This window comes from Pseudomonas coronafaciens pv. oryzae str. 1_6, assembly GCF_000156995.2.
Taxonomy (GTDB): Bacteria; Pseudomonadota; Gammaproteobacteria; order Pseudomonadales; family Pseudomonadaceae; genus Aquipseudomonas; species Aquipseudomonas tremae.
The window spans coordinates 2,456,075-2,482,474 of the sequence record NZ_CP046035.1 but is presented as its reverse complement, the minus strand read 5'-3'; the positions used below and the strand labels follow the sequence as shown (position 1 = coordinate 2,482,474).

The following is a 26,400-nucleotide window of genomic DNA, read 5'->3' as shown; positions in this document are numbered from 1 at the left end:
GTTCATTGACCTTTGAGAAGGGTGTTGGCAGAGCCGGATATCTGCGTGGCCCCGCGCACCACCATCTGAGTTTCGATGGAGTAGTCGAACATCCGCCCCAGCGACTGCACGATCTGGTCGACTTGCGGCCCGCCGACCTTGCCAATCGCCTGGCCATCGCTCGCGGCGGCTACCGGTGGCTGACTGGCGGCCTGCGGTGCGCTGCCCTGGGTCAGCGCATCGGCGCGCTCGGAAAACTGCCGCGAGCGGTCGATGAAGCCGTCCAGCCGCTCCATCAGGTTGCTGCCGATCTGATGCGGGCTGGCGCCTTGCGGCATGCCTTTTGAGGTCTCGGCCATGTGTTCGAAGAGGTTCTGCGAAGCCTGTGGCCCCGCGCCTCCTCCCGGCGAAGGCAAGGCTGCCGCCGCCGGTGACGCAGCTAGATTCACCGTCATGGTCGCACCTTATTCAGAGTCGTCATCGGACTGCGCTTCGTTCAGCATTTCCTGAGCGCGCGGCATGATGATGAATTGCCCGCCAATGGTGACGGCCTGAGTGATCATTGCTTCGTTGAACTCACTGTCGCTGGATGCCTGTTCGGCGTTTTCGACGGCGGCGTTGAAGCGCGACTCCTGGCTGGAAACATTGACGTCGACGTTGCTATCTACAGAATTGACGGACATGGGTAGTGCTCCTTTCTGAGGTTACTGGCGGTCGGTGGCGACTTGAGTGACGACACCGCCTCGAAACACCCGCACACCGCGCTCGCGCACCACCGGTGCGGCCTCGGCGACAGGTTGACGATCCACATGCTGCTGAATCTGCGCCAGGTAGGCTGGCGGCCCGGAGACGAACAGACTGTCGTTATCCGGGCTGACACGGCTGGACATCGGCTGGCCGGACACTTCCAGGCGCGTCAGATAGTCCTGCAACTCTTGCAGCGGGGCGCCTTGCAGGTCGAAAACCCGCGTGCCGACCTCATCCGCGCCTGCGATGTGCAGCACGTTGCCGTCGAAATACCAGCTCAACTGATTGGCATCACACAGGTGGCCAAGAAACTCCCCGGCCGTTTTGCCGCGAACCGTACCGCGCGCACTGCCACGGACCTTGTCAGAAAACACCACGATCAGGTCGAGGTTCTGTGCAAACTCGGTCAGCGCACCACGAATATCCTGGTCGACCAGCACATAGGCATAAGGCTCGGAGAACCACTCGGGTTCGCGCTCCGCAGCGGCATTCGACACTCCGGACGACGAGCACAGCAGCATCAGCAGCAGTAGTTGCGCGGCGCGCCAGTCAGCCTTGAGCAGCATCATGGTGTCCTCCTTGCCTGGTGCGGCGCTGCGGAGTGCAACGACCAGCGGCGCGGCGAAAAACAGGGTTTAAAAAACGGTCGCAATTCAGCGCTGTGGCTATAAACTGGCGCTCGCCTGCGAAGGCCGTCGACGGCTGAATCGCCTTGTCCCGTCCCCTTTCACAAGAGCCTTGTCCATGCCTCCTCGCTCCCTCCCAACGCTGTTGTTGCTCGGCTGCCTGACCCTGACGGCGTGTGCGACCCAACCCAAAGCCGACGCCAGTTACGAGCGCTTCATGCAACTGGCTGCCGACCTGGAAAAACGCGGTGACTCGACGACTGCCGCGTCGTTCTACCAGCGCGCCACGCAGCAGCCCGAAGCCGGCGTGGAGGCCTGGCGCAAACTCGGTGCCGCGCTGCTCGTCAGCGATGACACGCGTGGCGCGGAACGCGCCTACCAACGGGCACTGGAGCTCAAGGCCGATGACCCAGAAGCCTTGTTGGGCCTGGGCACCGCACAGCTGCGCCAGGGCAAATTGCAACGTGCCGTTAACGTGCTGAACCAGGCAGCCACTGCGTTGCAGCAACCGCAGGCGTGGAATCGTCTGGGCATCGCCTACATCCTCAGCGGTGAGGCCGCTCAGGCACAGAACGCCTTCAATACCAGCCTGCGCCTGGCGCCGAACGATCTGGACACACGCTGCAACCTGGCCCTCGCCTATGCGCTGGGCGATAACAATCAAAAGGCTCTGGATACCATTGGCAGCGTCAGCGAATCGCCGCTGGCGCAACCTCGCCACCAGCGCAATCAATTGCTGGTGATGGTGCTTGCCGGTAAGGACAAAGACCTGAAGGCTGTGACCTTCGATGACATTCCCAAGGCCGAGCGCAGCAAACTGATCGCCGAAGCGCGACGCATCAAGGCGATACCCGACCGTGCCGAACAGGCGCGCGAATTGGGGCTGGTCGACGCTCGCTGAAATCATCGTGCCTCACGGGTATCAGTGTTGGCCTGCTGTTCTGCCTGACGGCGGCGCAGCTCCTCGCGGTCATAGCCATCGATATAGACTTGCGCCGCTCGGCCCACCGGAGCCGCCATGACCGGCCCGGTACTCCGGCCCTGCACCACATCCGAACGCTGCTCAACCATCTGCAACAGAATCAGATTGCTGGCACAGCCCGGCGGCAGCAATGGCTGGAAGTCCTCTCCGACGCCAATGTCATCCTGAGCAGCAGGCTGGACGCAGGCATCAGGCACCAGTTCCACGCGACCGTCGGCACGGGTGATGGCTGTGTAATCCGGCGAATAACGCACCGGGTCTAGGTGCGTCTTGCAACCTGCCAGCAGGCACAGCGTCATGATGACCGGCAGGCGTGGCATGCTTGAAATAAGGTTCATGGCCGGCTCCTGTCAGTTCATGTAAAAGCCGAACGCGCCGCCGCTACGCGGTCCTGCCGACGCGGTACTGGTTGCACGTTGCTTGTCGAGGGGGGTTGCCGCAACACGCTCCTTGACCGGCTCGACCAGGTAAGGGGTGATCAAAATCACCAGTTCGGTCTCGTTACGCTGGAAGCGCTTGGAGCGGAACAGATTGCCCAGGATCGGCATGTCGCCGAGCATCGGAACCTTGTCCATGTCCTGGCTGCTTTCGCGCTGGAACAGGCCGGCAATAGCGAACGTCTGGCCGCTGCCGACTTCCACACGGGTATCGGCGCGGCGCACCCGGAACGACGGTACCTGATAGCCGTTGACGTCCAGCGTGGTGGTGCTCATCAGGCTGCTGACCTCGGGGCGTACTTGCAGTGCAATTCGTCCGTTGGGCAGCAGTGTCGGGCTGAACAGCAGCGACACACCGTAGGGCTTGTATTCGATACCGACCACTTCACGGTTGACGGGCACTGGCACCGCGACTTCGCCGCCCGCCAGGAAGCTTGCGGTCTGCCCGGTCATGGCCGTGATATTCGGCTCTGCCAGCACTTCGAGCACGCCGTTGCTTTGCAATGCTTCAAGCATCGCATCGATATTGACGTTACCCGAGGTGAGCCCGGCGCTGATCACGTTCGACGCGCCGCTGGCGGCATCGGCAGCCAGGCTGCCTCCGGTCAACAGGCCAAAGGAAAAAGTGCCGTTATTGAACAGCGCGTTCCAGTTCACCCCATAGCGCAACAGCTCGGAGCGTGAAACTTCGGCAAAACGCACGCGGATGTTGACCTGCGCCGCCCCCGCATAAGTGGCGCTGTTGACCGACGATTGAAAGTTCTGGCCTTCGCTGCTCAGCAAGGCGTTCAGGTCGGTCGCTTCACCGACATCCTGCACAGAGCCGCTGGCAATAACGCGATTGCCGCTGGCGCTGATGCGCGCCCGACTTTGCGGGTGCAACGCCTTGAGCGGACGTGTCACCGCTGCCGTACCGCTGCTCACGGCAAGACTCAGCGCGGCGGTTTCCCGGCCTTCACTGTCCAGTGCAATCAGGCTGGTCTGTCCGGCGGTCTTGCCGAACACATAGATCACACCCGGTGATACCACTTGCAGATCGGCAATGCCCGGTTCGGCGACCATGACCGAATCGACAGGTGCCGAAAAATGCAGAACCCGGCCCTCGCCTATCGCCAGGTCAATGGTGCCCTCGGCACCTTTGGCGATGGTCTGGGCGTTCGCACCGCCAGCAAGGAGCAACGCGCCCAACGCAAGGAACAAAACACGAATCATGGAAGCTGAACACATCATGAGGCAGTCGCCAAAGGGGTGGCCGCGCTGGTCTTGGGGGCCGGGCGCGCAGTGATGTCGGTCAGGCTGACAGTGCCGACCGCTTGAAGGTTGTATTCGCTGGCCAGCTCGCGGTAGGACAGCACCGGTAACTGCAATTCGCCGCGCACAATGATGCGGCGCAGGCCGCGACGCAGCTCTGGATGTACCAGCAACACCGTCAGATCATCTTCCGGCAGCACATCGCACAGACGTCGAAGTTGCCCCAGCACGGTCCGGCCGATGTCATCGGGCAACGCGTCACGGTGTCTGTCCTGGCGGCCCAGCGCGGTACGCAGTTGCTCTTCAAGAGCAGGTGCCAGCACGAAAGCGCTGATGACCCGGTTGCGATCGGCATATTGATGGCTGATCTGGCGCGCCAGCGCGGCGCGCAGGTGTTCGGTCAGCCGCCCGGCGTCGGCCTCGCGGCCGCCCCACTCCACCATCGCTTCCAGCAGGCCACGGCGATTGCGTATCGATACGCCTTCGGCAACCAGCAGTCGCAACACTTCGGCGATGCGTTGCAGCGGCAGAATGCGCAGCGCCTCTTTGACCAGCTCTGCGTACTTGCCTTCAAGCTGCTCGAGCATCACGCGGGTTTCCTGAATGCCCAGAAAATCCGCGGCATAGCGCCGTAACGTGCGCTCCAGCATGGCGCGCAGCACTTCGTCGGCGAACAGAAAGCCGATGCCCGCCTCCTGCAACTTGTCTGCATGATCACGCCCTACCCAGCGACCGGGGCGGGAGCTGATCGGAGACGGGGCCTCGAACGGCTCTACGGACATCAATTGCGCGTGCAGCGGATCGTCTTGCAACAATAGCGAGCGAGCGCTGAATTCACCTTCGCAAACCGGCACGCTCTCCAGCTCGACCTGAAAGCGATCGGCCGCCAGCGCACGATCCAGATAAACCTCCGGCACGGGCACCTCGACCCCCAGATCAACGCGAATGTCGTGGCACATGGTCTCGATACGCTGACGTAATGGTTGCAACGGCGCGACCTCGGCCAGCCCGGCACCGATGCTCAGCAGCACCTGCGTATCGCGAGGACGTTCGGCCTCCTCGAAGACTGTGGATGGCTCAGGGTCCTCCACCAACGGCTGCTCGGGCTGCTCGACCTGAACGGCAGGCTGGCTGGCCCGGTGCTGACGACGCCAGAGAAAAAACGCGCTACCGCCGAGAATGGCCGCCAGCACCACGAACACCAGCATGGGAAAGCCGGGCAGCAGGCCAACGCCGAGCAGAATCAGTGCAGTCAACCCGAGGGCACGGTGGCTTGCACCCAGCTGGCGGACAATCTCGGTGCCCAGATCGCGCTCCTCACCATCACTGTTGACGCGTGTTACCACTGTGCCGGCGGCTACCGAAATCAACAAAGCCGGGATCTGTGCGATCAGACCATCGCCCACTGTCAGCAGCGAATAGGTATGGGCCGCCTCGGCGAATGGCATGCCGCGCTGCACCATACCAATCATCATGCCGCCCAGCAGGTTGACGAACAGAATCACCAGCCCCGCAATGGCATCGCCCTTGACGAACTTCATGGCACCGTCCATCGCACCGAACATCTGACTTTCCCGCTCCAGACGCGAGCGGCGGCGTCTGGCCTCGCCCTGATCGATATCGCCATTGCGCAGATCGTTGTCGATGCTCATCTGTTTGCCGGGCATCGCGTCCAGGGTAAACCGTGCCGCAACTTCGGCGACACGCTCGGCCCCTTTGGTAATGACCACGAACTGCGCCACCGTAATGATCAGAAACACCACCAGCCCCACCACAACCTGGCCGGCAATCACGAAATCGCCGAACGCCTTGACGATATGACCGGCGTTGCCGTCCAGCAGGATCAGGCGCGTGGTAGTGATCGACAGCGACAGACGAAACAGCGTGCTGAGCAGGATCAGCGGCGGCAACGCCGAGAATTCCACCGAGTGATTGATGTAGAACGCGACGATCAGTATCAGCAGGCTGAGGGCGATGTTGAGGGCAATCAGCGCATCCACCAGATAGGTGGGCAGCGGAATGATCATCATCGCGATGGCCATCAGCATGAACGCAACAATGATCACATCGGTGCGCTTTGACGCTATTTCGGCGAGTTGATTGAGGCGGTTCATGAGGGTCATTGCGCGGCCCTCCGGGCGTCCAGATAACGTCTGAAACACTGTCGCGCATCATCACTGCGACCGGCTTTCCACAGCGCCCGGCTGCGTAACAACAACAGCGACGCGCTTTCGCCTTGCTGCTCGACCAGACGGTCCAGCGCTGTGAGCGCCCTGTAGGCATCACCACTGTCAGTGAACGCCAGCACGAGACTGTGCAGCAGCGCGGTGTCGGTCGGCGCCAGTTGTATGGCAATCAACAACATGACCAGTGCTCGCTGAGGCTGACCACTGCGCCGGTACAGATTGCCGAGCCCGGTCAGCAGCTCAACGCATTCCCGATCCTGATACGCACTCATGGCTGCACCTCGGCGCGCTGCTGTTCCAGCAACAGACGCAACTCGATTTCTTCACGAATGACGTCCTCTGCGAGATCGCGAATATCTGGCTCCGCATCCAGTGCAGGGAGTACTTCGTCTAGCAGATAACGCAGTACCTGCAACGAGCGAGCCGCGCCGAACAAGGGGGCAGCGACACCGGCAGCCTGTTCGGTCTGCTCCAGTTCGCCACGCAGCGAACGACGCACCTTGCGCTCGCGCTGATCGAGCAACGCCTCGAATCGCGTGCCCTGTCTTGGCTGCGCAGGCGCAACACGTTCGACCGCTGGCAAGGCCTCCGGGGACGTCGAGGTGATGGGCCGCAGATCAACTTTCATAGGGTGAAGGCAAACCGTTCCTGGCCCCGCGCCAGATGCACCTGATCACCCTCGATGCTTTCCAGCGTCCAGTCGTCAGTCAGCCTCGCGCCAGGATAGACGCGCTTGCCGTGCTCATCGATGACATAGGGATTAGGCCCGAACCAGACGGCCTGCAGACGCACACGTGGCGTAGCGACGGCGGCGCTGACCTTGACACTGGGGGTCAGCACCACGCGTTGGCCGAAACGGCTATCGAAATCGCGCTGGACCTGTAACCAGCTGTTTTTGAGCGCGGCAGGATAGCTGCCCGCCACGGTGAGTTGGCCTTCCTGCTCCTGGATGCGCAATTGGCCAAGACCGGCGTCACGCAGTGCCTGCTCCAGCCATACCCTGGCGTCAGGCAGCGCAGGTGAAGATGCACTGACAGAAGCCGGAATTGCGCTGTCGGTGGTGCGCAGTGCGGACGCTGGTGGCGCGCGGAAAGCAAATGCAGTGGCGCACGTCGCCAGCAGCAAAAGTGCGCCCAACAGGGGCAATTTGAGCGCCTGCAACGAGCCGGCTGCGACAGGCGAAGCGCTTGCAGGGCGAGTACTGCGCAAACGCAAACGACTCTGGCCAAGCTTCAACTCGACAGGCAGGTCCAGGCGTTGACCATGCCCTTTCGGAATAAGCAGGCTTTTTCCAAGAGCATCGATGGCAGTCACGTCGCTGCCCATCGCCTCAATGGCAACGATGTCATCGGAAAACCGCAGGCGTGCGTGCTGGCTGGCAATATCGGCATCGCCCAGCACCAGATCGGCCGGAGCGGCATTGCCGATGATGTAGACAGGCTTGTCGAGTGTCAGGGCGACACCCTGATGCAAGCCGTGAAGAATTTCGAGCAACGCCACGCCACTGTCTTGCAAAGACGAGTCTGGCGTCGCGTTCAATGAAACAAGGGCTGTCATGATCGAGTCACCACCGTGTGATTTACCGGAAACGGCACGTCAGAGCCAGGTAAAGCTGTCGATCGAAAGACGTCGTGCAAACACTGCAAGAAGCGGGTGTGGGCAGCAGCGCCGCTGCCCACACCACAGCATCAGTTCTGAGGACGTTGCTTGGTAGCGTCCAGCTCTGCCTTTTTGGCAGTGGAGATTTCAGTGATCTTGGCTGACTTCTCGATAGCCATATCAAAGGTGGCGGACATTTTTTCGATTGCTGCGTCCGAGTTGCCGGAGCTTACTGGTGGAGTCTCACTCATGTTGTTTCTCCTTGCTTTTAGGGGGAAAGTTTCAACTGCCGGAAGGCAGAGCAATATGCCATCACAGAACAGCAAGTCAGGGACGGTATTACTTAATGATCCCGGTCAGCAATGTGCTCACTGTTTTGCCGAGCCGATAGTACGCAGGCGCGATTATTGAATGCTGTGAAAAGTTGTGAATTTGCATTTTCACAACCAGCAGCATCAACTGAAAACAATGATATCAACGTGACATTTATTTCTGCTTTATTTCAATGCGGATTATTTTTTAATCTGGCGTCTACAGCTCAGGCGCCGTCGTGCGGGGCGTTTGGAGCGTTACGGGAGGTACGGTTGCTCTGTGAAACATTGTGAAAATACACTTGCCACTCTTTTTCTACTTCGCCGAGTGTTAGTACTTTCCATTAAACAGCGCCACAACACGTAAATATTAGAACAAGCCCAATGAATACACTGCACACGCTTCCACGCGGCGTCACTTGCACTATGACAAAAACTGCATTCTAGCCAGCGAGTATGGGCTGGCATTAAAGCGCGTGCGCGACAACACTTGCTATAATCAGGTTTTGTAATCCAGCAAACCACTCGATGGCGATTTACACGTGGATACGGCGAGCCGCATACATCCCCGGATCAGCAGCAACGTAACAGCGGCGCACAGTGAATCAAAGTTTGCCGATCTCTCCGGTCGCTTCGCCGATGGTAGCGAGAGTCGCCTCGACATCATCGAATGCCTGTTCAATAGCGACGAACGATTGCTGAATGGCTTCCCGGTTGTCCACCGTCTGCTCCCCTCGCAAACGTTCGACACGCTCCAGCTCACTGAGCTGCAATTGCCGAACCTCCTCGCGCAGGTTTTGCAGCGTCGTCCAGACTGAATGGAATTGTTGCTGGCTGTCATTTACCACCGTTTTACCTCCTCGTCGATTCGTTCACGTGCAGGGTTGAGACAACCGGCATTCGCGATGCTCCGCTCTATTGCTGGTGATCTGATTAAATACCTGACAACGCCGCCCGTCAGGGTTGATACACATCACTTTGAATTTCCCTCCGTCCCCAGGATCACTTTTCATACCGTTGCCGCACTCAACCGACACAGCAACCTGGTTGTTCACACTGTTCACTGTAAAAGCGATCTCATTACTGACAGGTTGATGCTCGAACTATTGATGAAGCTATATATGACCGATAACCGCCTTTGGCCTCGAACCCTCCCCAGCAGTAATGAAAAAGGAATTTCCCGGCATGGCCACTCCTGACACAACCCCGCTGCGCCGGGCAATTACCGCCCCTATGCTGACCCTGTTCATCCTCGGCGACGTGCTGGGGGCCGGCGTGTATGCGTTGGCAGGCACGATAGCCGGACGCGTCGGCGGCGCCATCTGGGCTCCGTTGCTGATTGCACTGTGTTTTGCGTTGCTGACTGCTGCGTCCTACGCCGAACTGGTGACCAAATACCCGCGTGCAGGAGGTGCAGCGGTGTACACGGAAAAAGCCTTTGGCAAGCCGCTGCTGTCGTTTCTGGTTGGCTTTTCGATGGTCGCGGCAGGCGTCACCAGCGCTGCCGGGCTGGCGGTGGCATTTGCCGGCGACTACTTTCAGGCATTGGTGAACTGGCCCGCGCAGTGGGTGTGCGTCGGTTTCCTGGTCATCGTCGCGCTATTGAATGCGCGGGGTATCAAGGAGTCGTTGTCGGCCAACCTGCTGATGACCACCATTGAGCTGAGCGGTCTGGCGATGGTGATCGCCGCTGCCGTCTGGTTTGTCAGCCAGGGCAATGGTGTGCCGCAACGCGTGTTCGAACTGGATACAGCATCACCGGCCACGGCGATTCTTGCTGCGTCGTTGCTGGCCTTTTATTCGTTTGTGGGCTTCGAGACCTCGGCCAACCTTGCTGAAGAGATCAAGGATGTGCGCAGGGTTTATCCAAAGGCGCTATTCGGCGCGCTGCTCATCGCAGGCGCGGTTTACATGCTGGTCGGCGTAGGCGCAGCGATGGTCTTGCCCGTCGAGCAATTGAAGGCATCGCAAGCTCCGCTGATGGATGTGGTCAGCGCATCTGGGCTTGGAATACCTGCGCCCTGGTTCGCAGTCATCGCGCTGATTGCGGTCGCCAATGGCGCGCTGTTAACCATGATCATGGCCAGCAGGTTGACCTTCGGGATGGCACGCGAAGGTCTGTTGCCGTCTGTAATGGGTTCGGTTCTGCCCCGGCGCCAGACGCCCGGTGTGGCCATCTTCGTGACTACGCTGGTAGCCATCGCCCTGTCCTTCACGAGTACCCTGACGATTCTGGCTGAAACCGTGGTGCTGTTACTGTTGTTCGTGTTTCTCAGCGTCAATGTCGCGGTACTGGTACTCAAGCGCGACAAGGTCGAGGAAGGGCATTTCAAGATTCATTGGGTTGTCCCGGTGCTCGGCATTCTTTCCTGCCTGCTGCTGCTCACCCAGCAAGGTCCGGAAACCTGGTTGCGTGCAGGCATCATGCTGGTCGTGGGCGCGGTGTTGTATGGGCTGACCCGGTTGGGTAGCTATGCGTTGGCATCACATTCTCGTTAACAATGCGGGGGAACAACTTGACGAAGTTCACGCTGATAACAGGTCAAGCCCCCACAACCGGCATAACACCGTTGACTGCCTCAGCGGTGTTATTTAATAGCGCTAACATAATCATCACATCACATCACATCACAGCCGCAGACTGACATGTCGCGGCTTTACCTTCGCTATCAACAGCCTTCCTTCATGAAAAAAGCCCTTGCCGATCACTCGACAAGGGCTCTTTCACTACTGCATTGCAATACTTAACTTACCGGCGCTTCATCCGGTCAATGATCACTGCGAGCAGCAGGATCGTGCCGCGAATCACGTACTGGTAGAAGGTATCGATGTTCTTGAGGTTCATCGCGTTCTCGATGATCGCCAGAATCAGCACCCCCGCGATCACGTGACGAATCATGCCGATGCCGCCGCTCAATGAAACCCCGCCCAGTACACAGGCCGAGATCACGGTCAGTTCAAAGCCCTGGCCAATCATCGGCTGGCCTGAAGTCATGCGTGAAGCCAGTACCACACCTGCCAGCGCTCCGATAAGGCCGTGCACAGCGAAGATGATGATCTTGGTGCGATCGACATGCACCCCCGCCAGCAGTGCCGCTTCCTGGTTGCCACCGATGGCCATGGTGTTGCGCCCGTAGGTGGTGTAGTTGAGTAGCCAGCCGAAAAAGACGAAGCAGGCAATGGTGATCAGGATCGGCACCGGCACGCCGTACACCTGCCCATTGCCGAAGATGAAGAAGTCTTCGTTGGAAACGCCGACGGCCTTGCCGCTGGAGAAGATATACGCCAGGCCACGCACAATCTGCATGGTCGCCAGCGTCGCAATCAACGCATTGATGCGCAATTTGGCGATCACGATGCCATTGATAAGGCCCACCACCAACCCCAGCGCCAGTGCGGCGGATACGCCCAGAAACACGCTGTCGGTGTCACGAATCACGATACTGGCGATGACCCCGGAACAGGCCAGTACCGAACCGATCGACAGGTCGAAATGGCCGGAAGCCAGGCAATACAGCATGGTGCAGGCGGCAATGCCGACAGTTGAAATCGCCAGGCCGAGACCGCGCATGTTGAGCGGCGACATGAAGTTGTCGATGAACACGGCGCACAGCAGGAAGATCCCTACAGCGGCCAGAAGCATCACCCAGTCATCGGCAAAACGACGCAGGTTCATGCCCTGACGGGGAGCCTGCAGGCTGGATTCGGTAGACATACGCACCTCTTTTTTATTGTTCATGGTCAGGGACCGACTGTCAGCCGCGCGTGCGTGGCAGAGCCAATTGCAGTAATCGCGACTCGTCAGCCTCGTCGCGGTTGAGTTCGCCGGTGATTGCGCCTTCGCCCATCACCAGAATTCGGTCGGAAATACCCATGACTTCCATCAGATCGCTGGACACCACAATCACGGCAATGCCATCAGCCGCCAGGTTATGAATGATCTCGTAGATTTCAGACTTGGCGCCGACGTCGATACCTCGGGTAGGCTCATCCAGCAACAGCACTTTCATCGGCATGGAAAGCCAGCGCCCAAGAATCGCCTTCTGCTGATTGCCGCCCGACAGGAACATGATCTGCTGCTCGGGAGACGGTGTCTTGACGTTCATCGACTTGATCTGGTTACGCGCGTTATCGCGCTCCCAACGGCCCTGAATAAGGCAGCCAAAGTTCACATGCCGTGGCCGCGCGCCAATGTTGATGTTCTCCGCAACGCTGGACAGCGGCACGATGCCTTCCTTCTTGCGGTCCTCCGGGCAGAGCAGAATTCCGGCCTCGATGGCGTCGCGTGGCGATCTCAGCGTCAGCGGCTGGCCATCCAGTTGCAGACTGCCTGCTGTACTGCGCGTCAAGCCGGACAAGAGGCGAAACAACTCGGTGCGACCTGCGCCCACCAGACCGAAAAAGCCCAGCACTTCGCCTTTTTGCACAGCGAACGTCACCGGCTCATGCAGGCCAGGGCCCATCAACCCGGTAACACGCAGACTCGGACCCTGGTGCTGACGAGGGCGGTAGTTATAAATATTCTGAATGTCGCGACCGACCATGCAGGTCACCAGCCGGTCGTGGTCCAGGTCGGCCATTTGCTCGAAGGTTTTTACAAAGCGCCCGTCCTTGAACACCGTTACGGCATCACAGACGCGAAAAATCTCTTCCATACGGTGCGACACATAAAGAATCACCCTGCCTTCATCCCGCAGCCGCGTGATGATCGCCATCAAACGGTCGATCTCGCGCGCCGACAAGCTGCTGGTAGGTTCATCGAACGCAATGACATGAGCGTTGCGCGACATGGCCTTGGCGATCTCCACCAACTGCCGCTGACCCAGCGACAGATCGCCCAGACGCGTACGCGGGTCGATTTCGTCAGCCAGCCCCTTGAGCAATTCGCCGGCACGACGGTACATGGCGCCACGATTGATCAGCCCAAAACGATTGGGCATGTGCCCGAGCAGCAGATTTTCGGCGACGGTCATTTCCGGCACCAGATGCAGCTCTTGGTGAATCACTGCAACCCCTGCCGAGATGCTGTCGGCAGTGGACTTGAATTGGTGGGTCTGATCGCCGATCTGCACGTTGCCGCTGTTGGGCTGGTACGACCCACCGAGAATTTTAAGCAACGTGGACTTGCCTGCGCCGTTCTCGCCCATCAGTGCATGGACGCTGCCGGGACGGGCCTCAAAGGTGATGTCCGACAGCGCCTTGACGCCCGGGAATACCTTGCCGATACCATTGAAACGCAGGGCACCGCCTATGGGTTGAAGCTCGATAGCCTGTTGCATGAAACCAACCTCCTCGCACAGTTGAGGGGCCCGAAATCAGGCCCCTCGCTCAGCTCACTTCCACAAACCGATTTTGGTCAGTTCAGCCTGAAAGTTTTCGCGAGTGATCAATGTCACGTCATCCATAGCGGTGTACTTGGGCGGCTCGACACCCTTGGTGACCCAGTTGAAGACGTACTCGGCAGTCCGGTAGCCTTCCTTGTCGGGGCTTGGCAGCATCGAACCGAAGAAGCCGCTTTCTTTCTTCTTCAGCTCATCAATGGCATCGGTGCCATTGATGCCGATCCCGATCACGTTTTTGGCGGAGAACCCTGCGCCCGAAGTGGCGCGTACGCCGCCCAGTACAGTGTTGTCGTTCATGCCACCGATGATGAGGTTCTTGGCTTCACGTGGCAGCTTTGGCAGAGCCGAGTTGGTGGCGTCCATTCCGCCTGGTACATCAAGTGTCTTTTGCGGAGAAAACAGAATGTGATCGGCTGGCAAACCGGCTTTTTTCAATGCATCCACCGAGCCGTCAGTGCGCTTCTTGCCGGTGTCCAGCTCGCTGTAGGTATTGATGATCGCGTAGGTGTTCTTCCACTCGCCCTCATCCCACTTGCGATTCTTGGCCTCGGTCGCCATGGCGGCGCCCTGCTTCTGGCCCACTTCGAAGGCTGCCATACCCAGATACGGCACATCCTCCATCGGCTTGCCGCTCGCATCGACAAAACGGTCGTCCACCGCCATGACCTTCATACCATTGGCCTTGGCCTTGGCTACGATGGCAGGGCCTAGCGAAACATCAGGCGGGCAGATCACAAAACCCTTCACGCCGTTGGCAGCAAGGTTGTCGATCGCAGACAGGGTTTTCTCGCCGTCGGGAACGGCAATCTTGATGACCGTGAAACCAAGCTCTTTCCCGGCTTTTTCGGCGAATTGCCATTCGGTCTGGAACCAGGGCTCTTCAGCCTGTTTGACCAGAAAGCCGATCTTGACTTCATCAGCAGCGGAAGTAATGCCACTCATGCCCAGAATGGCAGTGGTGACAGCGGCACAGCACAGGGAACGAATCCCGTGACGACTCAACATAGCTAACTCCTTATTTTTATTGAATAGCTACAGCGACCAGCAAGGTGGCGGTTGCAAACGCGGGGGCGTCTGAAACCGATTAAATAGTCATACCATATAATGAATGACCGCTATGTAACCGAATGTCACTTTGCCGCCACCGCCTTGATAGATGCGTCGACAGCATAAATTCTTCAACCGGCAAAACGCTGACACAGCGTCCCTTTCACGCCCACATCTGCCCTCAATACCGCACCGTCGAACTGACCATGCGCATCGCCAGGCGCTGCGCTAGTGACGTACAGCGTCTGCAGATCAGGACCACCGAACACGCAACTGGTGGGGTGGCTGACAGGCAGCTCGACAACCCGATCAACACTTCCGTCGGGCGCGAAGCGAATAAGACAACCGCCGCCCCAGCGGGCGTTCCAGACATACCCCTCGGCGTCCATCGCCGAACCATCAGGCGAACCCTGGCTTTGCACACCAGCCCAGACCTGACGAGGCCCCAGCGTCCCGTCTGCCATGAGCGGGTATTGGTAGATGACGTCGTCAAGGGTATCGGCGCTGTACAACACGCTGCCGTCGGCATTCCAGAGCAGGGTGTTGACGATGCCCTGCCCGTCCAGCAAACGTGTCACGGCTGCATCGGCATCGACCCGGAACAGGCCGCCCGAGCGACGAAACAACGGTATATCGCCGCCTTCCGTGTCGATATTGTTTTGCATGCTGCCCATCCACAGCAGCCCGCGCGCGTCACAACGGGCTTCGTTGGCACGGTTGCCGGGCGTGGGATCCGCCACGCAAAACAATGACAGAGAGGTTTTTTCGGCGGTCAGATCCAGGCGATAGATACCGCTGGCCAGGGTCACCAGAGCATCGCCTTTTGCGGTCGGAATGAACGCAGAAACCGGTTCGGGCATGCGCCACTGACGGTATTGCCCGGCAGCCAGACGACAGGCCAGAAAGCCAGCGATGTCGACCCAATAAAGGGCTTGCTCCTGAGCATCCCAGAAGGAGCCTTCGGCAAGCTTGAAACGGTGCTCGGAAACGGGCAGCCAGTTCATGAAAAATGTCCTTTGTTATTGTTGTAAAGGCACTTTTTTAGCGTGTGTCGCGCTCAGGTGGTCACATCACGAGCTGCATTAGCCGAGCCATTGGGTTCATCCTTTTTTTTCAGGATTCGGCTCATCTGGCTGAAATCATTGTCAGATCATCGGCTAAGGTTACTGACCAAGCCTCAGTGACGCCTGCACTACTAAATAGTATTACAATTTATTTTTCAAGCGGCATTTTATCGGCTATAACCCCATGCATCGAATGAAATTCGATCAAATAGTCTTACCAATAACAATAAAAGCGGGTAGATCAGATGAAAAAGCACGCTCTTCTCAGCACCTTTGGACTGTCTTTGATGATCAGCACCTTGACGGCACAGGCCGCACTCACTAGCGAACAAAGCAGTTTTGGACAAACGTCCGACGGCAGTGCCGTTGAAAAGTACACCTTGCGCAACAGCCACGGCATACAGGCCAGCATCATCACCTACGGCGCGACACTGCAATCGCTGCTGGTTCCCGACAAAGCTGGCAAGGTCGACGACATCGTGCTGGGCTTCGACGATGTGAAGGGTTACCAGGACAATGGCACCGTGTATTTCGGCGCAACCATCGGTCGCTTCGGCAATCGCCTGGCGGGTGGCAAGTTCAGCCTCGATGGCAAGACCTACCAGGTGCCACTCAACGACAAGACCAACGCTCTGCACGGGGGCACCCAGGGGTTTGACAAAAGACTCTGGAAGGCAGAAGAAACCAAAACCGGTGACTCGGTCGGCGTCAAGCTGACCTACGTGTCACCGGATGGCGAGATGGACTTCCCCGGTACATTGCGCACCGAAGTCACCTACAGCCTGAACGACAAGAATGAGCTGAAGATCGACTACCACGCTACCACCGACAAACCGACGGTGCTGAACCTGACCAACCACAGCTATTTCAATCTGGCGGGCGCAGGCAGTGGTGATGTTCTCAAACAGGTCGCCACCCTTCACGCTTCGCATTACACGCCGGTCAACGACAAATTGATCCCTACCGGTGAACTGCCTGCTGTGGCCGGAACCCCGATGGACTTTCTCAAGCCCACTGCGTTTGGCAAGCACATCAAGGATGATCACCAGCAACTCAAGTACGCAGAACCCAAGCAAGGCGGCTTTGACTTCAACTGGGTGCTGGACACCAAAGGTGACGTGAAGAAACTGGCTGCCGAGGTGAGCGACCCGCAATCAGGCCGTAAATTGCAGCTGTTCACCACAGAACCCGGCGTGCAGCTGTACACCGGCAACTTCCTGGATGGCACTATTCGCGGCAAGGCGGGCAATATCTATCCGCACTGGGGGGCTTTCACGCTGGAGACCCAGCATTACCCTGACGCGCCCAATCAGCCGAAATTCCCCAGCACACGACTGGACCCGGGCAAAGCGTATACCCAGACTACCGTGTTCAAGTTTCTCGACAACTGAGGCTTGGCGTTGCGCAGCCCTTGAACGCCAAGGGCTGCGCGCACTGAGGTTTTACTGATTGCGTTTCATCGCGGTGGTGAGGGTGTCGACGTTGTAGCGAAACATCTTCGCGTAAGTCGGCGCAGGACCATCGGCAGGCGACAGGGCCTCGACGTACAGCTCACCACCAGGTTGAGCACCACTGGCTTCGGCGATCTGCTTGACCAGACGCGGGTCGCTTGAGTTTTCGAAGAAATAGGCGCTGACGTGTTCGGCCTTGATCTGGCGGATCAGTTTCGATACATCCGCTGCCGATGCCTCGGACTCGGTTGACAGGCCCAGAGGCGACAGGAACTTCACGCCGTAGGCATCACCAAAGTAACCGAACGCATCATGCGAAGTGAGAATCTTGCGCTTGGCCGCCGGAACCAACTGGATCTGGTCGCGGGCATAGGTATCGAGTTGCTGCAGTTCGACGATGTAGCGATCACCATTAGCCTGATAGACACTCGCCCCTTCCGGATCGGCTTTTTTCAACGCGGCAACAATGTTGCGAACATAAATCACCCCATTGGCTGCACTGTTCCACGCGTGCGGGTCGACGATGCTCTTGCCGTCTTCATCCATGCTGCGGGTCTTGATACCCTGGGACAGCACGACGGGCTGCCCTTTATAGCCCGACGCCTTGATCAACCGGTCCATCCAGCCTTCCAGATGCAGACCACTGACAAACGCCAGATCAGCGTTTTTCAATGCTTGCGCGTCGCTTGGCGTTGGCTCGTAGACGTGCGGATCGCCATTCGGGCCGATCAGGGATTTGACGTGTACGCGATCACCACCGACGGTACTGACCATATCGGCAATAACCGTGAACGACGCCACCGCCTCAAGCGGCTTGGCCTGAGCCAGGCTGGCGAATGCCGACAGCGCCAGTGCAGCCATAGAACTCAATAACATCAATCGTTTCATGACATACCTTTTCAATGAGCCAGGTGAGGTTTGGGAAACAGTCGACGTACGATGCCCGTGCGCCCGAATAACAGGGACACGCCATAGAACGCACTCGCGGTGAGGACGATGGCCGGCCCGGAGGCGACGCCAACGTGGTAGGAAACGATCAGCCCGATCAGGCCGGACAATGTGGCCAGCAGTGTCGAAATCACCATCAGGCCGCTCAGCGAGTTGGTCCAGAAGCGGGCAGCTGTCGCGGGCAGCATCATCATGCCCACTGCCATCAAGGTGCCAAGCGCCTGAAAGCCTGCCACCAGATTCAGCACCACCAGCAGCAGAAACAGCACGTGATATAACGATCCGCGCCCACCGACAGCGCGCAGAAACCCCGGATCGAAACACTCCAGAACCAGCGGACGATAGATCACGGCCAACAGCACCAGCGTGAAAGAGGCAATGCTGCCGACCATGTAGATGGCAGTGTCATCAATGGCCAGAATGGTGCCGAACAGCACATGCAGCAGATCGACGCTGGAACCATGCAGCGAGACGATCAGCACGCCGGCAGCCAGCGAGGTCAGATAGAAACTGGCAAAGCTGGCGTCCTCACGAAGCGAGGTCAGTCGGCTGACCAGCCCCGACAGCAAGGCAACTGCCAGCCCGGCGATCAACCCGCCAAAGCCCATGGCAGGTAACGACAGCCCGGCGACCATGAAGCCCACCGCAGCCCCCGGCAGGACGGCGTGACTCATGGCATCGCCCACCAGGCTCATGCGCCGCAGCATCAACAGCACGCCTACCGGGCCGGAGCCTATCCCCAGGGCCAGACACGCCACCAGCGCACGACGCATGAAGCCGAACTCGATAAACGGTTCGACGACCAGGCTATAAAGCATCATGAATGCTCTTCCTCGGCATCACACAGCATTGCGTCCGGGCTCCAGTACTCCGCCATGTTGCGCGCCTTGCGCAGGTTGGCAACGCTGAGCACATCGGCGGTTTCGCCCCACGCAATGGCTTCACGGGCCATCAACAAGGTCTGCGGAAAGTGCTGACGCACCTGATCGATGTCGTGCAGCACAGCGATCACTGTACGCCCCTGCCCGTGCCAGACGCGTACCAGCTCCAGCAGATCGCGGGTGGTGCGTGCGTCGATGGCAGTAAATGGCTCGTCGAGCAGGATCACCGATGCGTCCTGCAGCAACAGCCGAGCAAACAGCACGCGCTGGAACTGTCCCGACGACAGCGAGCCGACGCTGCGCTTTTCAAAACCTTCCAGCCCGACAGTGCGCAGCGCATCCTGGGTCAGCGTGGCGTGATGGCGCGTGAGCCCGCGGAACGGGCCGACGCTGTGCCACGCACCCATCGCCACCGTGTCGGCAACACTCAACGGGAAACTCCGGTCGATTTCAGCCGCCTGAGGCAGATAACCGATTGTGCGTGTAGCCAGGCGCCCCCGGTCGACATGCCCCTGGGCGGGTTTCATGGTCCCGGCAATGGCCTTGATCAGGGTTGATTTACCCGCGCCGTTAGGCCCGACGATAGCGGTAAGACTGCCTGCCTCGAAGCGTCCGCTGATGTGATGCACAGCAGGACGACGCTCGTACGCCACAGTCAGATTTTCCAGCGCAATCGCGGCACTCACGGAATGGCCACCGACCAGCCGATTGCCAGCCATAGCAGCGTCAGTATCGCCAGCGAAAACAGAACACGCTTCCAGGCGGATAGCGCCAGAGCAGAACCTGCGATTGAAGGAGAAGAAGAGGATTTCACGCGCGGGCAACCTGCAATTATTTGTTACAGTATTACATACCAGATTCAAACATCGTTATAAAATAACATTTAAGTTCGCATTCGCCTCTTCGCCTTATCGGCCCTGCATGGATCGACCTTCGGTCTGATCCGGGTATCGACGCTTGAGTCTGCATCGGCAACTCTATACTGTGCATACAAACAGTTAAGGGGCATGCCATGCAGCTCATCGACAAGCTCAGCATTCTGGCGGACGCCGCCAAGTACGATGCGTCGTGCGCCAGCAGCGGAGCGCCCAAACGCAGTTCCCAGGACAAGAGCGGGCTCGGCTCTACCAACGGCATGGGTATCTGTCACAGCTATACGCCGGATGGGCGCTGCGTGTCGCTGCTGAAAATCCTCCTGACCAACTTCTGCCTGTACGACTGCCAGTATTGCGTCAACAGGCGCTCCAGCGACGTTCCTCGCGCGCGCTTCACGCCTGAGGAAGTGGTCACCCTGACGCTCGACTTCTACCGTCGCAATTGCGTAAGCGGGCTGTTCCTGAGCTCCGGAATCATTCGCTCGGCTGACTACACCATGGAGCAACTGGTCGAAGTAGCTCGGTTGTTGCGGGAAGTGCACGAATTTCGCGGCTACATTCACCTCAAGACCATCCCTGACGCCGACCCCGCGCTGATTGAAAAAGCCGGCCGCTATGCAGATCGTCTGAGCGTGAATATCGAACTGCCCACCGACCTCAGCCTGCAGACCCTGGCGCCGGAAAAAGACGTGGCCTCCATTAAAAAGGCCATGCAGACCATTTACACCGGCGAACAGACGGTGCGCAATGAACCGCGCGCTCCGCGCTTTGCACCTGCCGGGCAAAGCACCCAGATGATCGTCGGCGCCGATGCCACCGACGACAGCACCATCCTGCATAGTGCCCAGTCGCTGTACAGCAACTTCAAACTGCGCCGGGTCTATTATTCGGCGTTCAGCCCGATCCCCAACAGTCCCGACAGCGTGCCGCTGGCCGCGCCACCGTTGATGCGCGAACACCGGCTGTATCAGGCTGACTTCCTGTTGCGCGGGTATGGTTTTACCGCTGGCGAACTGCTGAATGGGCCGGGCGATCTTGCTCTGGACATCGACCCCAAGCTGGCGTGGGCGCTGGGCAATCGCCAGGTGTTCCCACTGGACCTGAACAAGGCCGACCCGGCATTGATCGCCAGGGTGCCGGGCATAGGCATCCGGACTACCCAGCGACTCGTCGAACTGCGCAGGCAACGGCGCATTCGCTACGAAGACCTGACACGCATGCGCTGCGTGCTGGCCAAGGCCAAGCCCTTCATCATCACCAGCGACTATCATCCGCCGCAGGCTGAGACCACCAGTGAATTCCTGCACCATCAGTTGCGGGACCGGCCGCAGCCTCAGCAAATGGGGCTCTGGGGATGATTTGCCTTGATTGCGACGATCTTTTCGACACGTGGCGGCTGCAGGCGCGCTGGTTACTGAGCCATCAGATAGACCCCAGCCAGGTCAGTTGGAAATCACCCGACGCTACAGATTTGTTCGGCAGCGAAGAAGAATACCCCAAGGAGTCCGGCCCGTTTCAGGCCCGTGTTCCGCTGGAATTGCTGCAGTTGCTGGAGAGCACCTCACGCTATCGCGGCGAGCAGCGCTGGAGCCTGCTGTACGAAGTGCTGTGGCGTGTTACCCACGGCGACCGCACCGCCATGATGGCTGGCGACAGGCTGGGCAGTGAATTGCATCGCAGGCTCAAGTCGGTGCGCCGCGAGGCCCATCACCTGCATGCCTTTCTGCGCTTCGTAGCGTTACCGCCTACCGACAATGACGCTGCGCTCATGCGCCCGCAATACGTGGCCTGGCATGAACCGGCTCATGACATTCTGCTCAGTGCCAGCGAACACTTCATCGGCCGCATGGGCCAGCATCGCTGGATGATTGCCACTCCGCAAGATGGTGTGTACTACGACGGCAAGCAGTTGATCCACGAACGTCGTTGCCCGCAAGCGTGGCAAACCATGGCCCGGCACGTCGAAGATCCGCACGGCGAGTTGTGGCTCACGTACTACAGCCATATCTTCAACCCTGCGCGCCTGAACCCCAAGGTCATGGAGGGTCATTTCCCTTCGCGTTTCTGGAAAAACCTGCCTGAAGGCCCTTTGATTCCGGCGCTGATCACCCAAGCGCGGACCGGCAAGCAACGCGACGGTCAGGCCAGCGATATTGCCGCCCGGCGTGGCAAGAAGATTGCAATCAAGGAATGAATGCCTTGCCGCAGTGGCCCTCGGCACCAAATCCCAAGACTGTCTAGCCTGGAGCAACGCCCGGCACGCTTACAGTGAAACCTGCCCTTCGATACAGGTTACGGTCGAACCGCCCACCCAGATATCGTCACCCACACGCTGGACAGATACGCGGCCCTTGCGACCGAGCGCGGTACCCTGGCTGGCTGTATAGCTGTCAGGTGCCAGCCCCTCGTCCAGAAACCAGCGAGCGAGTCCGGCATTGAGGCTGCCAGTCACAGGGTCTTCGGCCATGCCGTCGCCCGGAATAAAAGCGCGAACTTCGAACTGTGCCTCGTCCCCGTCCACTGCGGTGTCCCAAGGCGCGATAACGCCGAGCTTCAATCCTTTCAATAGCGTGTAGTCCGGTTGTAGTGCCAGTACGCTGGCACGATCTGCCAACCTGAACGCGACCCAACCGGGGCCGTTATCTACCCAGCGAGCATCCAGAATCTCCCCCGGACCAAGCTTCATGCCAAGGCGAATCTGCTCGATAAGCCCGGCGTCTACTGCGCCGTAACGCAGCAAAGGCGGCGCTGTAAATGCCAACCCGCTGCCCTCGCGTCGAATGCGCACCAGGCCAATCCCGCATTCCTGGATGATCTCCTTGCCACGCGCCACGCCACCGCCTTCGAGCCACGCGTGACAACTGCCCAGCGTGGGGTGACCTGCAAACGGAAGCTCTCGAAGGGTCGTGAAGATGCGCGCGCGATAGTCAGCACGCGGGTCAGTCGGTTTGAGCAAAAACGTGGTCTCACTCAGGTTGGTCCAGCGGGCAAACGCAGCCATCTGGTCGTCGCTCAGCCCGTCAGCCCCCAACACCACCGCCAGGGGGTTACCAAGCAAAGGCTGGTCGCTGAACACATCCAGTTGTTTGAAATGAAACGAGCGCATCGAAGCTTCCTTGGCAAGGCGATAAAGGTTAAAGGTTGCCACGAGTGCCGGGCGCTGGACAATGGCCCTTTGAACCAACGCTTCCCAGAGTGCGCCTGCCTGCTAATCTCGCAGGAACAGAGCCCGGATAATATTGCTCATTCGAGGTTTCAAGATGCTCGACAGTACAACCCGCAGTCAGCTTGAAACGCTTTGCGAGGCGATGACCGACAAGGCGTTTCTGGTCGTTACCGGCGCTGGCATCAGCACCGCATCCGGCATCCCGGATTACCGCGACAAGGATGGCGTACGCCGTGGCAAGCAACCCATGATGTATCAGGAATTCGTCGGCAACCCTGCTGCGCGCCAACGTTACTGGGCACGAGCGATGCTTGGCTGGCCGCGTATCCGCGCGGCACAGCCCAACGCGGCGCATCAGGCGCTGGCTGCACTGCAGGCTGCTAATGTCGTCAACAGCCTGATCACTCAGAATGTCGATGCCTTGCATACTCAGGCCGGGAGTCAGGACGTCATCGAACTGCACGGCAGCCTGCACCGCGTGCTGTGTCTGGATTGTCAGCAACGGATGGACCGGGCGGCGATTCAGGAGCAGTTATTGCTGCAGAATCCGTATCTGTCCGGCGTCCATGCGACACAGGCCCCGGACGGCGATACGCTGCTGGACCCTGCCTTCGAGGCCGGTTTCACAGTACCCGCCTGTATGTACTGCCAAGGCGAGCGGCTCAAGCCGGACGTGGTGTTCTTTGGCGAAAACGTCGCTCCACAAACCGCTGCCAGTGCAACATCGAGCGTGGAGCAGGCTGACGGGTTGCTGGTCGTGGGCAGCTCACTGATGGCCTGGTCGGCTTTCCGGCTGTGCAAAGCCATGGTCGAACAAGGTAAACCGGTCATTGCCATCAACCACGGCAAGACCCGCGCAGATGAACTGCTGCACATGAAAATCGAAGCATCCTGCGAGCAGGTATTGCCGTGGCTCGCCGATAAACTGATCACTCGACAGGCTCTGTAGGAAAAGCCGACGAGCACAGTCATTGCAGGTCTAGAGCCTAGAAAAGCCCCAACTGCCCGCCGACGAGTGTACTGAAATCGTCGTCCACGAACGGCAGAATAGCGTCGGCCAGCGGTTGCAACTGGCGCGTCACGTAATGATCGTAATCGATAGGGGCATGGCGAATTTCCAGCGGTTCCGGGCCGGCTACGGTCATCACATAGCTGATCCAGCCGCCGCTTTGATACTGCCGCGGTCGCCCCTGCTGGTCGTTGTATTCGTCAGCCAGACGCGCGGCGCGCACATGCGGTGGCACGTTGCGCTGGTAATCGTCGAGCTTGCGACGCAGTCGCTTGCGGTAGATCAGCAGATCATCCAGCTCGCCTGACAGCGTACGTTGCACATAATCGCGCACGTAATCCTGATACGGCTGACGCTTGAAAATACGCAGATACAATTCCTGCTGAAACTGCTGAGCGAGTGGCGACCAGTCGGTTCTCACCGTTTCCAGACCCTTGTAGACCATTTCCTCGGAGCCGTCGGCGCGAGAGACCAGCCCCGCATAACGCTTCTTGCTACCCTCCTCCGCGCCGCGCACCGTCGGCATCAGAAAGCGTCGAAAATGCGTTTCGTATTGCAGTTCCAGAGCACTGTGCAAGCCATATTCTTTCTGCAAATGCTCGCGCCACCACTGGTTGACCTCCAGCACCAACGCTTTGCCGATGCTTGCCGCCTCTTGCTGCCCATGCGAGCGGCCCAGCCAGACGAATGTCGAGTCGGTATCACCGTAAATCACGGTGTAGCCTTGTGCCTGGATGAGGTCGCGGGTCTTGAGCATGATTTCATGCCCGCGCAAGGTAATCGACGAGGCCAGGCGCGGGTCGAAAAACCGGCAGCCGCTTGATCCCAACACGCCGTAAAAGGCATTCATGATGATTTTAAGGGCCTGGGACAGTGGCGCGTTCTGCTCACGCTTGGCAGCCTCGCGCCCCTGCCACACACGCTCCACGATGGCAGGCAGGCTGTGCCTGGTGCGTGAAAAGCGCGCACCGCGAAAACCCGGCACCGACGCACTGTCGTCAGGGTGACGCATGCCCTCGATGAGCCCCACCGGGTCAATCAGAAAGGTCCGAATGATCGACGGATAGAGGCTTTTGTAATCCAGTACCAGCACCGACTCATAAAGACCCGGCTGCGAATCCATGACGAATCCGCCAGGACTGGCTTCGGGCAATCGCTCGCCCAGATTGGGCGCGACAAAGCCCTGGCGATGCATCAGCGGAATATACAAATGGCAGAACGCGGCGACCGAGCCACCGCTGCGGTCCGCAGGCAGACCAGTCACCGTGGCACGCTCGAGCAAAAAGGTCAGCAGTTGAGTCTTGGCGAAGATACGCGTAACCAGCTCGCAGTCCTTGATGTTGTAGCGCGCCAGTGCCGGTTTATCCTCGGCAAACATGCGGTTGATTTCATCCATGCGCTGGTAAGGCGTGTCAATGGCCTTGCCCTCACCCAGCAATGTCTGCGCGACGAACTCAAGACTGAACGACGGAAAGCTCCAGGTTGCCGAACGCAGTGCCTCGATGCCGTCAATGATCAGCCGCCCGCTGACTTCAGCAAAAAAGTGGTTGTTGCGACTGCCGTGCTCGCGCCAGCCCATTGCCTCCCCGCCACGTCCGAGGCGCAGCGGCACCTGCAGACGCTGCGCATGTTCGTGCAGGACCCGCAGATCGAACTGCACCACATTCCAGCCAATGATCGCGTCAGGGTCGTGCAACGCCAGCCAGTCGTTCAGACGCTCCAGCAACTGTGCTCGGGTATCGCAATAGTCGAGCTGAAAGTCCAGCTGCTCATCGCCGCCATTCGGCGGGCCGAGCATGTAGACCTGACGCTGACCGCAGCCCTCGAGGGCGATTGAATACAGCTCACCCCGCGCCGTGGTTTCGATGTCCAGAGACGCCAGTTTGAGCTGTGGCCGGTAATCCGGGGCAGGCCTGATCTGCGCATCGCACAACACGCCATCGGCATTCGGTGTGCCGCCAAACTGTACGGGAGCAGTGATGAAGCGCTCCATCAAATAGCGCTCGGGCGGGCGGATGTCGGCTTCATAGACATCCACATTGCCCCTGCGCAACAACTTTTCGATGTTCATCAGTTGACGGTGCTGCTGGCAGTACACACCCAGTACCGGACGATGGCGAAAATCACAGAGTTCCAGCGGACGCAACTCCACGCCACGTTCGCTACGTAACAATGAGCGGACGCGCTCGCTCTGTTCAGCAGGAATGAAAGCCACAGATGGCTGGCAAGGCAGACGAATGTGGCGCGGCCCCTGGTCAGTGGCCAGCCAGAAGTCGACCTCGGTCCCGGCGGGCGTGTCTTGCCAGTGCCGACTGAGGATAAAGCCCTGCTGTAAATCCAACGCTGCAACCTCGACTATGAGTGAACACGTTGATTCTACTTGGCTATCAGGGTGAACGTGCAGCGGACGCTCTAATTAAAGGCACATCAGTAAGGGTCGTCGGCGCGCAGAGCATTGATTCCGTCTATGCCCTCCATGCTTATTTAGCGGTTGATTGG

At 59.1% G+C, this 26,400-nt stretch carries 27 protein-coding genes; 6 read left to right on the top strand and 21 right to left on the bottom strand.

The annotated features are described in order from the left end of the window. Positions 1 to 2 precede the first annotated feature (2 nt). Genes POR16_RS11290 through POR16_RS11280 form a run of 3 tightly spaced genes read right to left on the bottom strand, consistent with a single transcriptional unit; the run spans position 3 to position 1,295 of the window. Positions 3 to 434: a hypothetical protein gene (locus tag POR16_RS11290; protein WP_005893070.1), complete on the bottom strand. Its 432-nt coding sequence runs from the start codon at positions 432 to 434 to the stop codon at positions 3 to 5. 9 nt (positions 435 to 443) lie between these two features. Further along, positions 444 to 662, bottom strand: a complete 219-nt coding sequence (locus POR16_RS11285; protein ID WP_005893071.1) for a hypothetical protein — start codon at positions 660 to 662, stop codon at positions 444 to 446. Positions 663 to 683: 21 nt separating this feature from the next. Beyond that, positions 684 to 1,295, bottom strand: a complete 612-nt coding sequence (locus tag POR16_RS11280; protein ID WP_024670149.1) for a type III secretion protein — start codon at positions 1,293 to 1,295, stop codon at positions 684 to 686. A gap of 175 nt (positions 1,296 to 1,470) precedes the next feature. Here POR16_RS11280 and POR16_RS11275 point away from each other — a divergent pair, with 175 nt between their 5' ends. Then, positions 1,471 to 2,253: a tetratricopeptide repeat protein gene (locus POR16_RS11275; protein WP_024670148.1), complete on the top strand. Its 783-nt coding sequence runs from the start codon at positions 1,471 to 1,473 to the stop codon at positions 2,251 to 2,253. A gap of 2 nt (positions 2,254 to 2,255) precedes the next feature. Here the strand turns inward: POR16_RS11275 and POR16_RS11270 are convergent, their stop codons facing one another. From POR16_RS11270 to POR16_RS11240, 8 genes are all read right to left on the bottom strand, one after another. Then, positions 2,256 to 2,672: a hypothetical protein gene (locus tag POR16_RS11270; RefSeq protein WP_024670147.1), complete on the bottom strand. Its 417-nt coding sequence runs from the start codon at positions 2,670 to 2,672 to the stop codon at positions 2,256 to 2,258. A 12-nt stretch (positions 2,673 to 2,684) separates the two neighbouring features. Then, complete coding sequence (locus tag POR16_RS11265; protein ID WP_005893076.1) at positions 2,685 to 3,983, bottom strand: type II and III secretion system protein family protein; 1,299 nt, start codon at positions 3,981 to 3,983, stop codon at positions 2,685 to 2,687. 14 nt (positions 3,984 to 3,997) lie between these two features. Continuing rightward, complete coding sequence (sctV, locus tag POR16_RS11260; RefSeq protein WP_024670145.1) at positions 3,998 to 6,145, bottom strand: type III secretion system export apparatus subunit SctV; 2,148 nt, start codon at positions 6,143 to 6,145, stop codon at positions 3,998 to 4,000. Further along, the gene (gene sctY / locus POR16_RS11255; RefSeq protein WP_005893082.1) at positions 6,142 to 6,480 is read right to left on the bottom strand and encodes a type III secretion apparatus assembly chaperone SctY; all 339 of its coding nucleotides are present in this window, start codon (positions 6,478 to 6,480) and stop codon (positions 6,142 to 6,144) included. Before sctY ends, sctV begins: the two co-directional genes overlap by 4 nt. Next, positions 6,477 to 6,836, bottom strand: a complete 360-nt coding sequence (locus POR16_RS11250) for a hypothetical protein (protein WP_005893083.1) — start codon at positions 6,834 to 6,836, stop codon at positions 6,477 to 6,479. The genes sctY and POR16_RS11250 overlap by 4 nt, the downstream gene beginning before the upstream one ends. After that, complete coding sequence (locus tag POR16_RS11245) at positions 6,833 to 7,765, bottom strand: SctD/MshK family protein (protein ID WP_055002953.1); 933 nt, start codon at positions 7,763 to 7,765, stop codon at positions 6,833 to 6,835. Before POR16_RS11245 ends, POR16_RS11250 begins: the two co-directional genes overlap by 4 nt. Positions 7,766 to 7,896: 131 nt before the next feature. Then, positions 7,897 to 8,058 (bottom strand): hypothetical protein, encoded by a 162-nt coding sequence (locus POR16_RS26290; protein ID WP_005893086.1) that lies wholly within the window; start codon positions 8,056 to 8,058, stop codon positions 7,897 to 7,899. Positions 8,059 to 8,723: 665 nt separating this feature from the next. Beyond that, on the bottom strand, positions 8,724 to 8,966 hold the full coding sequence (locus POR16_RS11240) for a hypothetical protein (protein WP_005893088.1): 243 nt from the start codon (positions 8,964 to 8,966) through the stop codon (positions 8,724 to 8,726). A gap of 337 nt (positions 8,967 to 9,303) precedes the next feature. Here POR16_RS11240 and POR16_RS11235 point away from each other — a divergent pair, with 337 nt between their 5' ends. Continuing rightward, positions 9,304 to 10,617, top strand: a complete 1,314-nt coding sequence (locus tag POR16_RS11235; RefSeq protein ID WP_024689981.1) for an APC family permease — start codon at positions 9,304 to 9,306, stop codon at positions 10,615 to 10,617. A 250-nt stretch (positions 10,618 to 10,867) separates the two neighbouring features. On the opposite strand, the gene araH is transcribed toward POR16_RS11235, so the two are convergent. The 4 genes from araH to POR16_RS11215 all read right to left on the bottom strand — a co-directional run bounded on the left by araH (position 10,868) and on the right by POR16_RS11215 (position 15,511). Next, on the bottom strand, positions 10,868 to 11,833 hold the full coding sequence (gene araH / locus POR16_RS11230; protein ID WP_005893093.1) for an L-arabinose ABC transporter permease AraH: 966 nt from the start codon (positions 11,831 to 11,833) through the stop codon (positions 10,868 to 10,870). A gap of 40 nt (positions 11,834 to 11,873) precedes the next feature. After that, positions 11,874 to 13,397 (bottom strand): L-arabinose ABC transporter ATP-binding protein AraG, encoded by a 1,524-nt coding sequence (gene araG, locus POR16_RS11225; protein ID WP_122381312.1) that lies wholly within the window; start codon positions 13,395 to 13,397, stop codon positions 11,874 to 11,876. A gap of 54 nt (positions 13,398 to 13,451) precedes the next feature. Further along, complete coding sequence (locus POR16_RS11220; RefSeq protein WP_005893096.1) at positions 13,452 to 14,465, bottom strand: substrate-binding domain-containing protein; 1,014 nt, start codon at positions 14,463 to 14,465, stop codon at positions 13,452 to 13,454. A gap of 173 nt (positions 14,466 to 14,638) precedes the next feature. Then, positions 14,639 to 15,511: an SMP-30/gluconolactonase/LRE family protein gene (locus POR16_RS11215; protein WP_005893097.1), complete on the bottom strand. Its 873-nt coding sequence runs from the start codon at positions 15,509 to 15,511 to the stop codon at positions 14,639 to 14,641. Between the two features lie 305 nt (positions 15,512 to 15,816). Between POR16_RS11215 and POR16_RS11210 the strand changes: the two genes are divergently transcribed. Further along, complete coding sequence (locus POR16_RS11210; RefSeq protein WP_005893098.1) at positions 15,817 to 16,962, top strand: aldose epimerase family protein; 1,146 nt, start codon at positions 15,817 to 15,819, stop codon at positions 16,960 to 16,962. 51 nt (positions 16,963 to 17,013) lie between these two features. Here POR16_RS11210 and POR16_RS11205 read toward each other — a convergent pair whose 3' ends face one another. From POR16_RS11205 to POR16_RS26790, 4 genes are read right to left on the bottom strand one after another with little or no spacing between them, the layout of a single operon-like run. Continuing rightward, complete coding sequence (locus tag POR16_RS11205; protein ID WP_024670137.1) at positions 17,014 to 17,910, bottom strand: metal ABC transporter substrate-binding protein; 897 nt, start codon at positions 17,908 to 17,910, stop codon at positions 17,014 to 17,016. 11 nt (positions 17,911 to 17,921) lie between these two features. Further along, positions 17,922 to 18,791, bottom strand: a complete 870-nt coding sequence (locus POR16_RS11200) for a metal ABC transporter permease (protein ID WP_005893102.1) — start codon at positions 18,789 to 18,791, stop codon at positions 17,922 to 17,924. After that, positions 18,788 to 19,570, bottom strand: a complete 783-nt coding sequence (gene aztA, locus POR16_RS11195) for a zinc ABC transporter ATP-binding protein AztA (protein WP_032618865.1) — start codon at positions 19,568 to 19,570, stop codon at positions 18,788 to 18,790. The genes POR16_RS11200 and aztA overlap by 4 nt, the downstream gene beginning before the upstream one ends. Then, entirely contained in the window at positions 19,534 to 19,665 is a 132-nt protein-coding gene (locus POR16_RS26790) for a hypothetical protein (RefSeq protein ID WP_255870635.1), read from the bottom strand. The genes aztA and POR16_RS26790 overlap by 37 nt, the downstream gene beginning before the upstream one ends. A 198-nt stretch (positions 19,666 to 19,863) precedes the next feature. On the opposite strand from POR16_RS26790, the gene POR16_RS11190 reads away from it, so the two are divergent. Continuing rightward, the gene (locus POR16_RS11190) at positions 19,864 to 21,084 is read left to right on the top strand and encodes a putative DNA modification/repair radical SAM protein (RefSeq protein WP_005893106.1); all 1,221 of its coding nucleotides are present in this window, start codon (positions 19,864 to 19,866) and stop codon (positions 21,082 to 21,084) included. Next, positions 21,081 to 21,920: a TIGR03915 family putative DNA repair protein gene (locus tag POR16_RS11185; protein ID WP_005893107.1), complete on the top strand. Its 840-nt coding sequence runs from the start codon at positions 21,081 to 21,083 to the stop codon at positions 21,918 to 21,920. Before POR16_RS11190 ends, POR16_RS11185 begins: the two co-directional genes overlap by 4 nt. A gap of 69 nt (positions 21,921 to 21,989) precedes the next feature. On the opposite strand, the gene POR16_RS11180 is transcribed toward POR16_RS11185, so the two are convergent. Continuing rightward, positions 21,990 to 22,832 (bottom strand): PhzF family phenazine biosynthesis protein, encoded by an 843-nt coding sequence (locus tag POR16_RS11180; protein ID WP_005893108.1) that lies wholly within the window; start codon positions 22,830 to 22,832, stop codon positions 21,990 to 21,992. Between the two features lie 154 nt (positions 22,833 to 22,986). Between POR16_RS11180 and POR16_RS11175 the strand changes: the two genes are divergently transcribed. Then, the gene (locus POR16_RS11175) at positions 22,987 to 23,841 is read left to right on the top strand and encodes an NAD-dependent protein deacetylase (protein ID WP_024670132.1); all 855 of its coding nucleotides are present in this window, start codon (positions 22,987 to 22,989) and stop codon (positions 23,839 to 23,841) included. Positions 23,842 to 23,878: 37 nt separating this feature from the next. On the opposite strand, the gene POR16_RS11170 is transcribed toward POR16_RS11175, so the two are convergent. Further along, on the bottom strand, positions 23,879 to 26,242 hold the full coding sequence (locus POR16_RS11170; protein WP_024670131.1) for a DNA polymerase II: 2,364 nt from the start codon (positions 26,240 to 26,242) through the stop codon (positions 23,879 to 23,881). Between the last annotated feature and the right edge of the window lie 158 nt (positions 26,243 to 26,400).

Coding starts and splice junctions, on each gene's coding strand:
- POR16_RS11290 (WP_005893070.1), bottom strand. CDS start 434: ATGACGGTGAATCTAGCTGCGTCACCGGCGGCGGCAGCCTTGCCTTCG.
- POR16_RS11285 (WP_005893071.1), bottom strand. CDS start 662: ATGTCCGTCAATTCTGTAGATAGCAACGTCGACGTCAATGTTTCCAGC.
- POR16_RS11280 (WP_024670149.1), bottom strand. CDS start 1,295: ATGATGCTGCTCAAGGCTGACTGGCGCGCCGCGCAACTACTGCTGCTG.
- POR16_RS11275 (WP_024670148.1), top strand. CDS start 1,471: ATGCCTCCTCGCTCCCTCCCAACGCTGTTGTTGCTCGGCTGCCTGACC.
- POR16_RS11270 (WP_024670147.1), bottom strand. CDS start 2,672: ATGAACCTTATTTCAAGCATGCCACGCCTGCCGGTCATCATGACGCTG.
- POR16_RS11265 (WP_005893076.1), bottom strand. CDS start 3,983: ATGATTCGTGTTTTGTTCCTTGCGTTGGGCGCGTTGCTCCTTGCTGGC.
- sctV (WP_024670145.1), bottom strand. CDS start 6,145: ATGACCCTCATGAACCGCCTCAATCAACTCGCCGAAATAGCGTCAAAG.
- sctY (WP_005893082.1), bottom strand. CDS start 6,480: ATGAGTGCGTATCAGGATCGGGAATGCGTTGAGCTGCTGACCGGGCTC.
- POR16_RS11250 (WP_005893083.1), bottom strand. CDS start 6,836: ATGAAAGTTGATCTGCGGCCCATCACCTCGACGTCCCCGGAGGCCTTG.
- POR16_RS11245 (WP_055002953.1), bottom strand. CDS start 7,765: ATGACAGCCCTTGTTTCATTGAACGCGACGCCAGACTCGTCTTTGCAA.
- POR16_RS26290 (WP_005893086.1), bottom strand. CDS start 8,058: ATGAGTGAGACTCCACCAGTAAGCTCCGGCAACTCGGACGCAGCAATC.
- POR16_RS11235 (WP_024689981.1), top strand. CDS start 9,304: ATGGCCACTCCTGACACAACCCCGCTGCGCCGGGCAATTACCGCCCCT.
- araH (WP_005893093.1), bottom strand. CDS start 11,833: ATGTCTACCGAATCCAGCCTGCAGGCTCCCCGTCAGGGCATGAACCTG.
- araG (WP_122381312.1), bottom strand. CDS start 13,397: ATGCAACAGGCTATCGAGCTTCAACCCATAGGCGGTGCCCTGCGTTTC.
- POR16_RS11220 (WP_005893096.1), bottom strand. CDS start 14,465: ATGTTGAGTCGTCACGGGATTCGTTCCCTGTGCTGTGCCGCTGTCACC.
- POR16_RS11215 (WP_005893097.1), bottom strand. CDS start 15,511: ATGAACTGGCTGCCCGTTTCCGAGCACCGTTTCAAGCTTGCCGAAGGC.
- POR16_RS11210 (WP_005893098.1), top strand. CDS start 15,817: ATGAAAAAGCACGCTCTTCTCAGCACCTTTGGACTGTCTTTGATGATC.
- POR16_RS11205 (WP_024670137.1), bottom strand. CDS start 17,910: ATGAAACGATTGATGTTATTGAGTTCTATGGCTGCACTGGCGCTGTCG.
- POR16_RS11200 (WP_005893102.1), bottom strand. CDS start 18,791: ATGATGCTTTATAGCCTGGTCGTCGAACCGTTTATCGAGTTCGGCTTC.
- aztA (WP_032618865.1), bottom strand. CDS start 19,570: ATGGCTGGCAATCGGCTGGTCGGTGGCCATTCCGTGAGTGCCGCGATT.
- POR16_RS11190 (WP_005893106.1), top strand. CDS start 19,864: ATGCAGCTCATCGACAAGCTCAGCATTCTGGCGGACGCCGCCAAGTAC.
- POR16_RS11185 (WP_005893107.1), top strand. CDS start 21,081: ATGATTTGCCTTGATTGCGACGATCTTTTCGACACGTGGCGGCTGCAG.
- POR16_RS11180 (WP_005893108.1), bottom strand. CDS start 22,832: ATGCGCTCGTTTCATTTCAAACAACTGGATGTGTTCAGCGACCAGCCT.
- POR16_RS11175 (WP_024670132.1), top strand. CDS start 22,987: ATGCTCGACAGTACAACCCGCAGTCAGCTTGAAACGCTTTGCGAGGCG.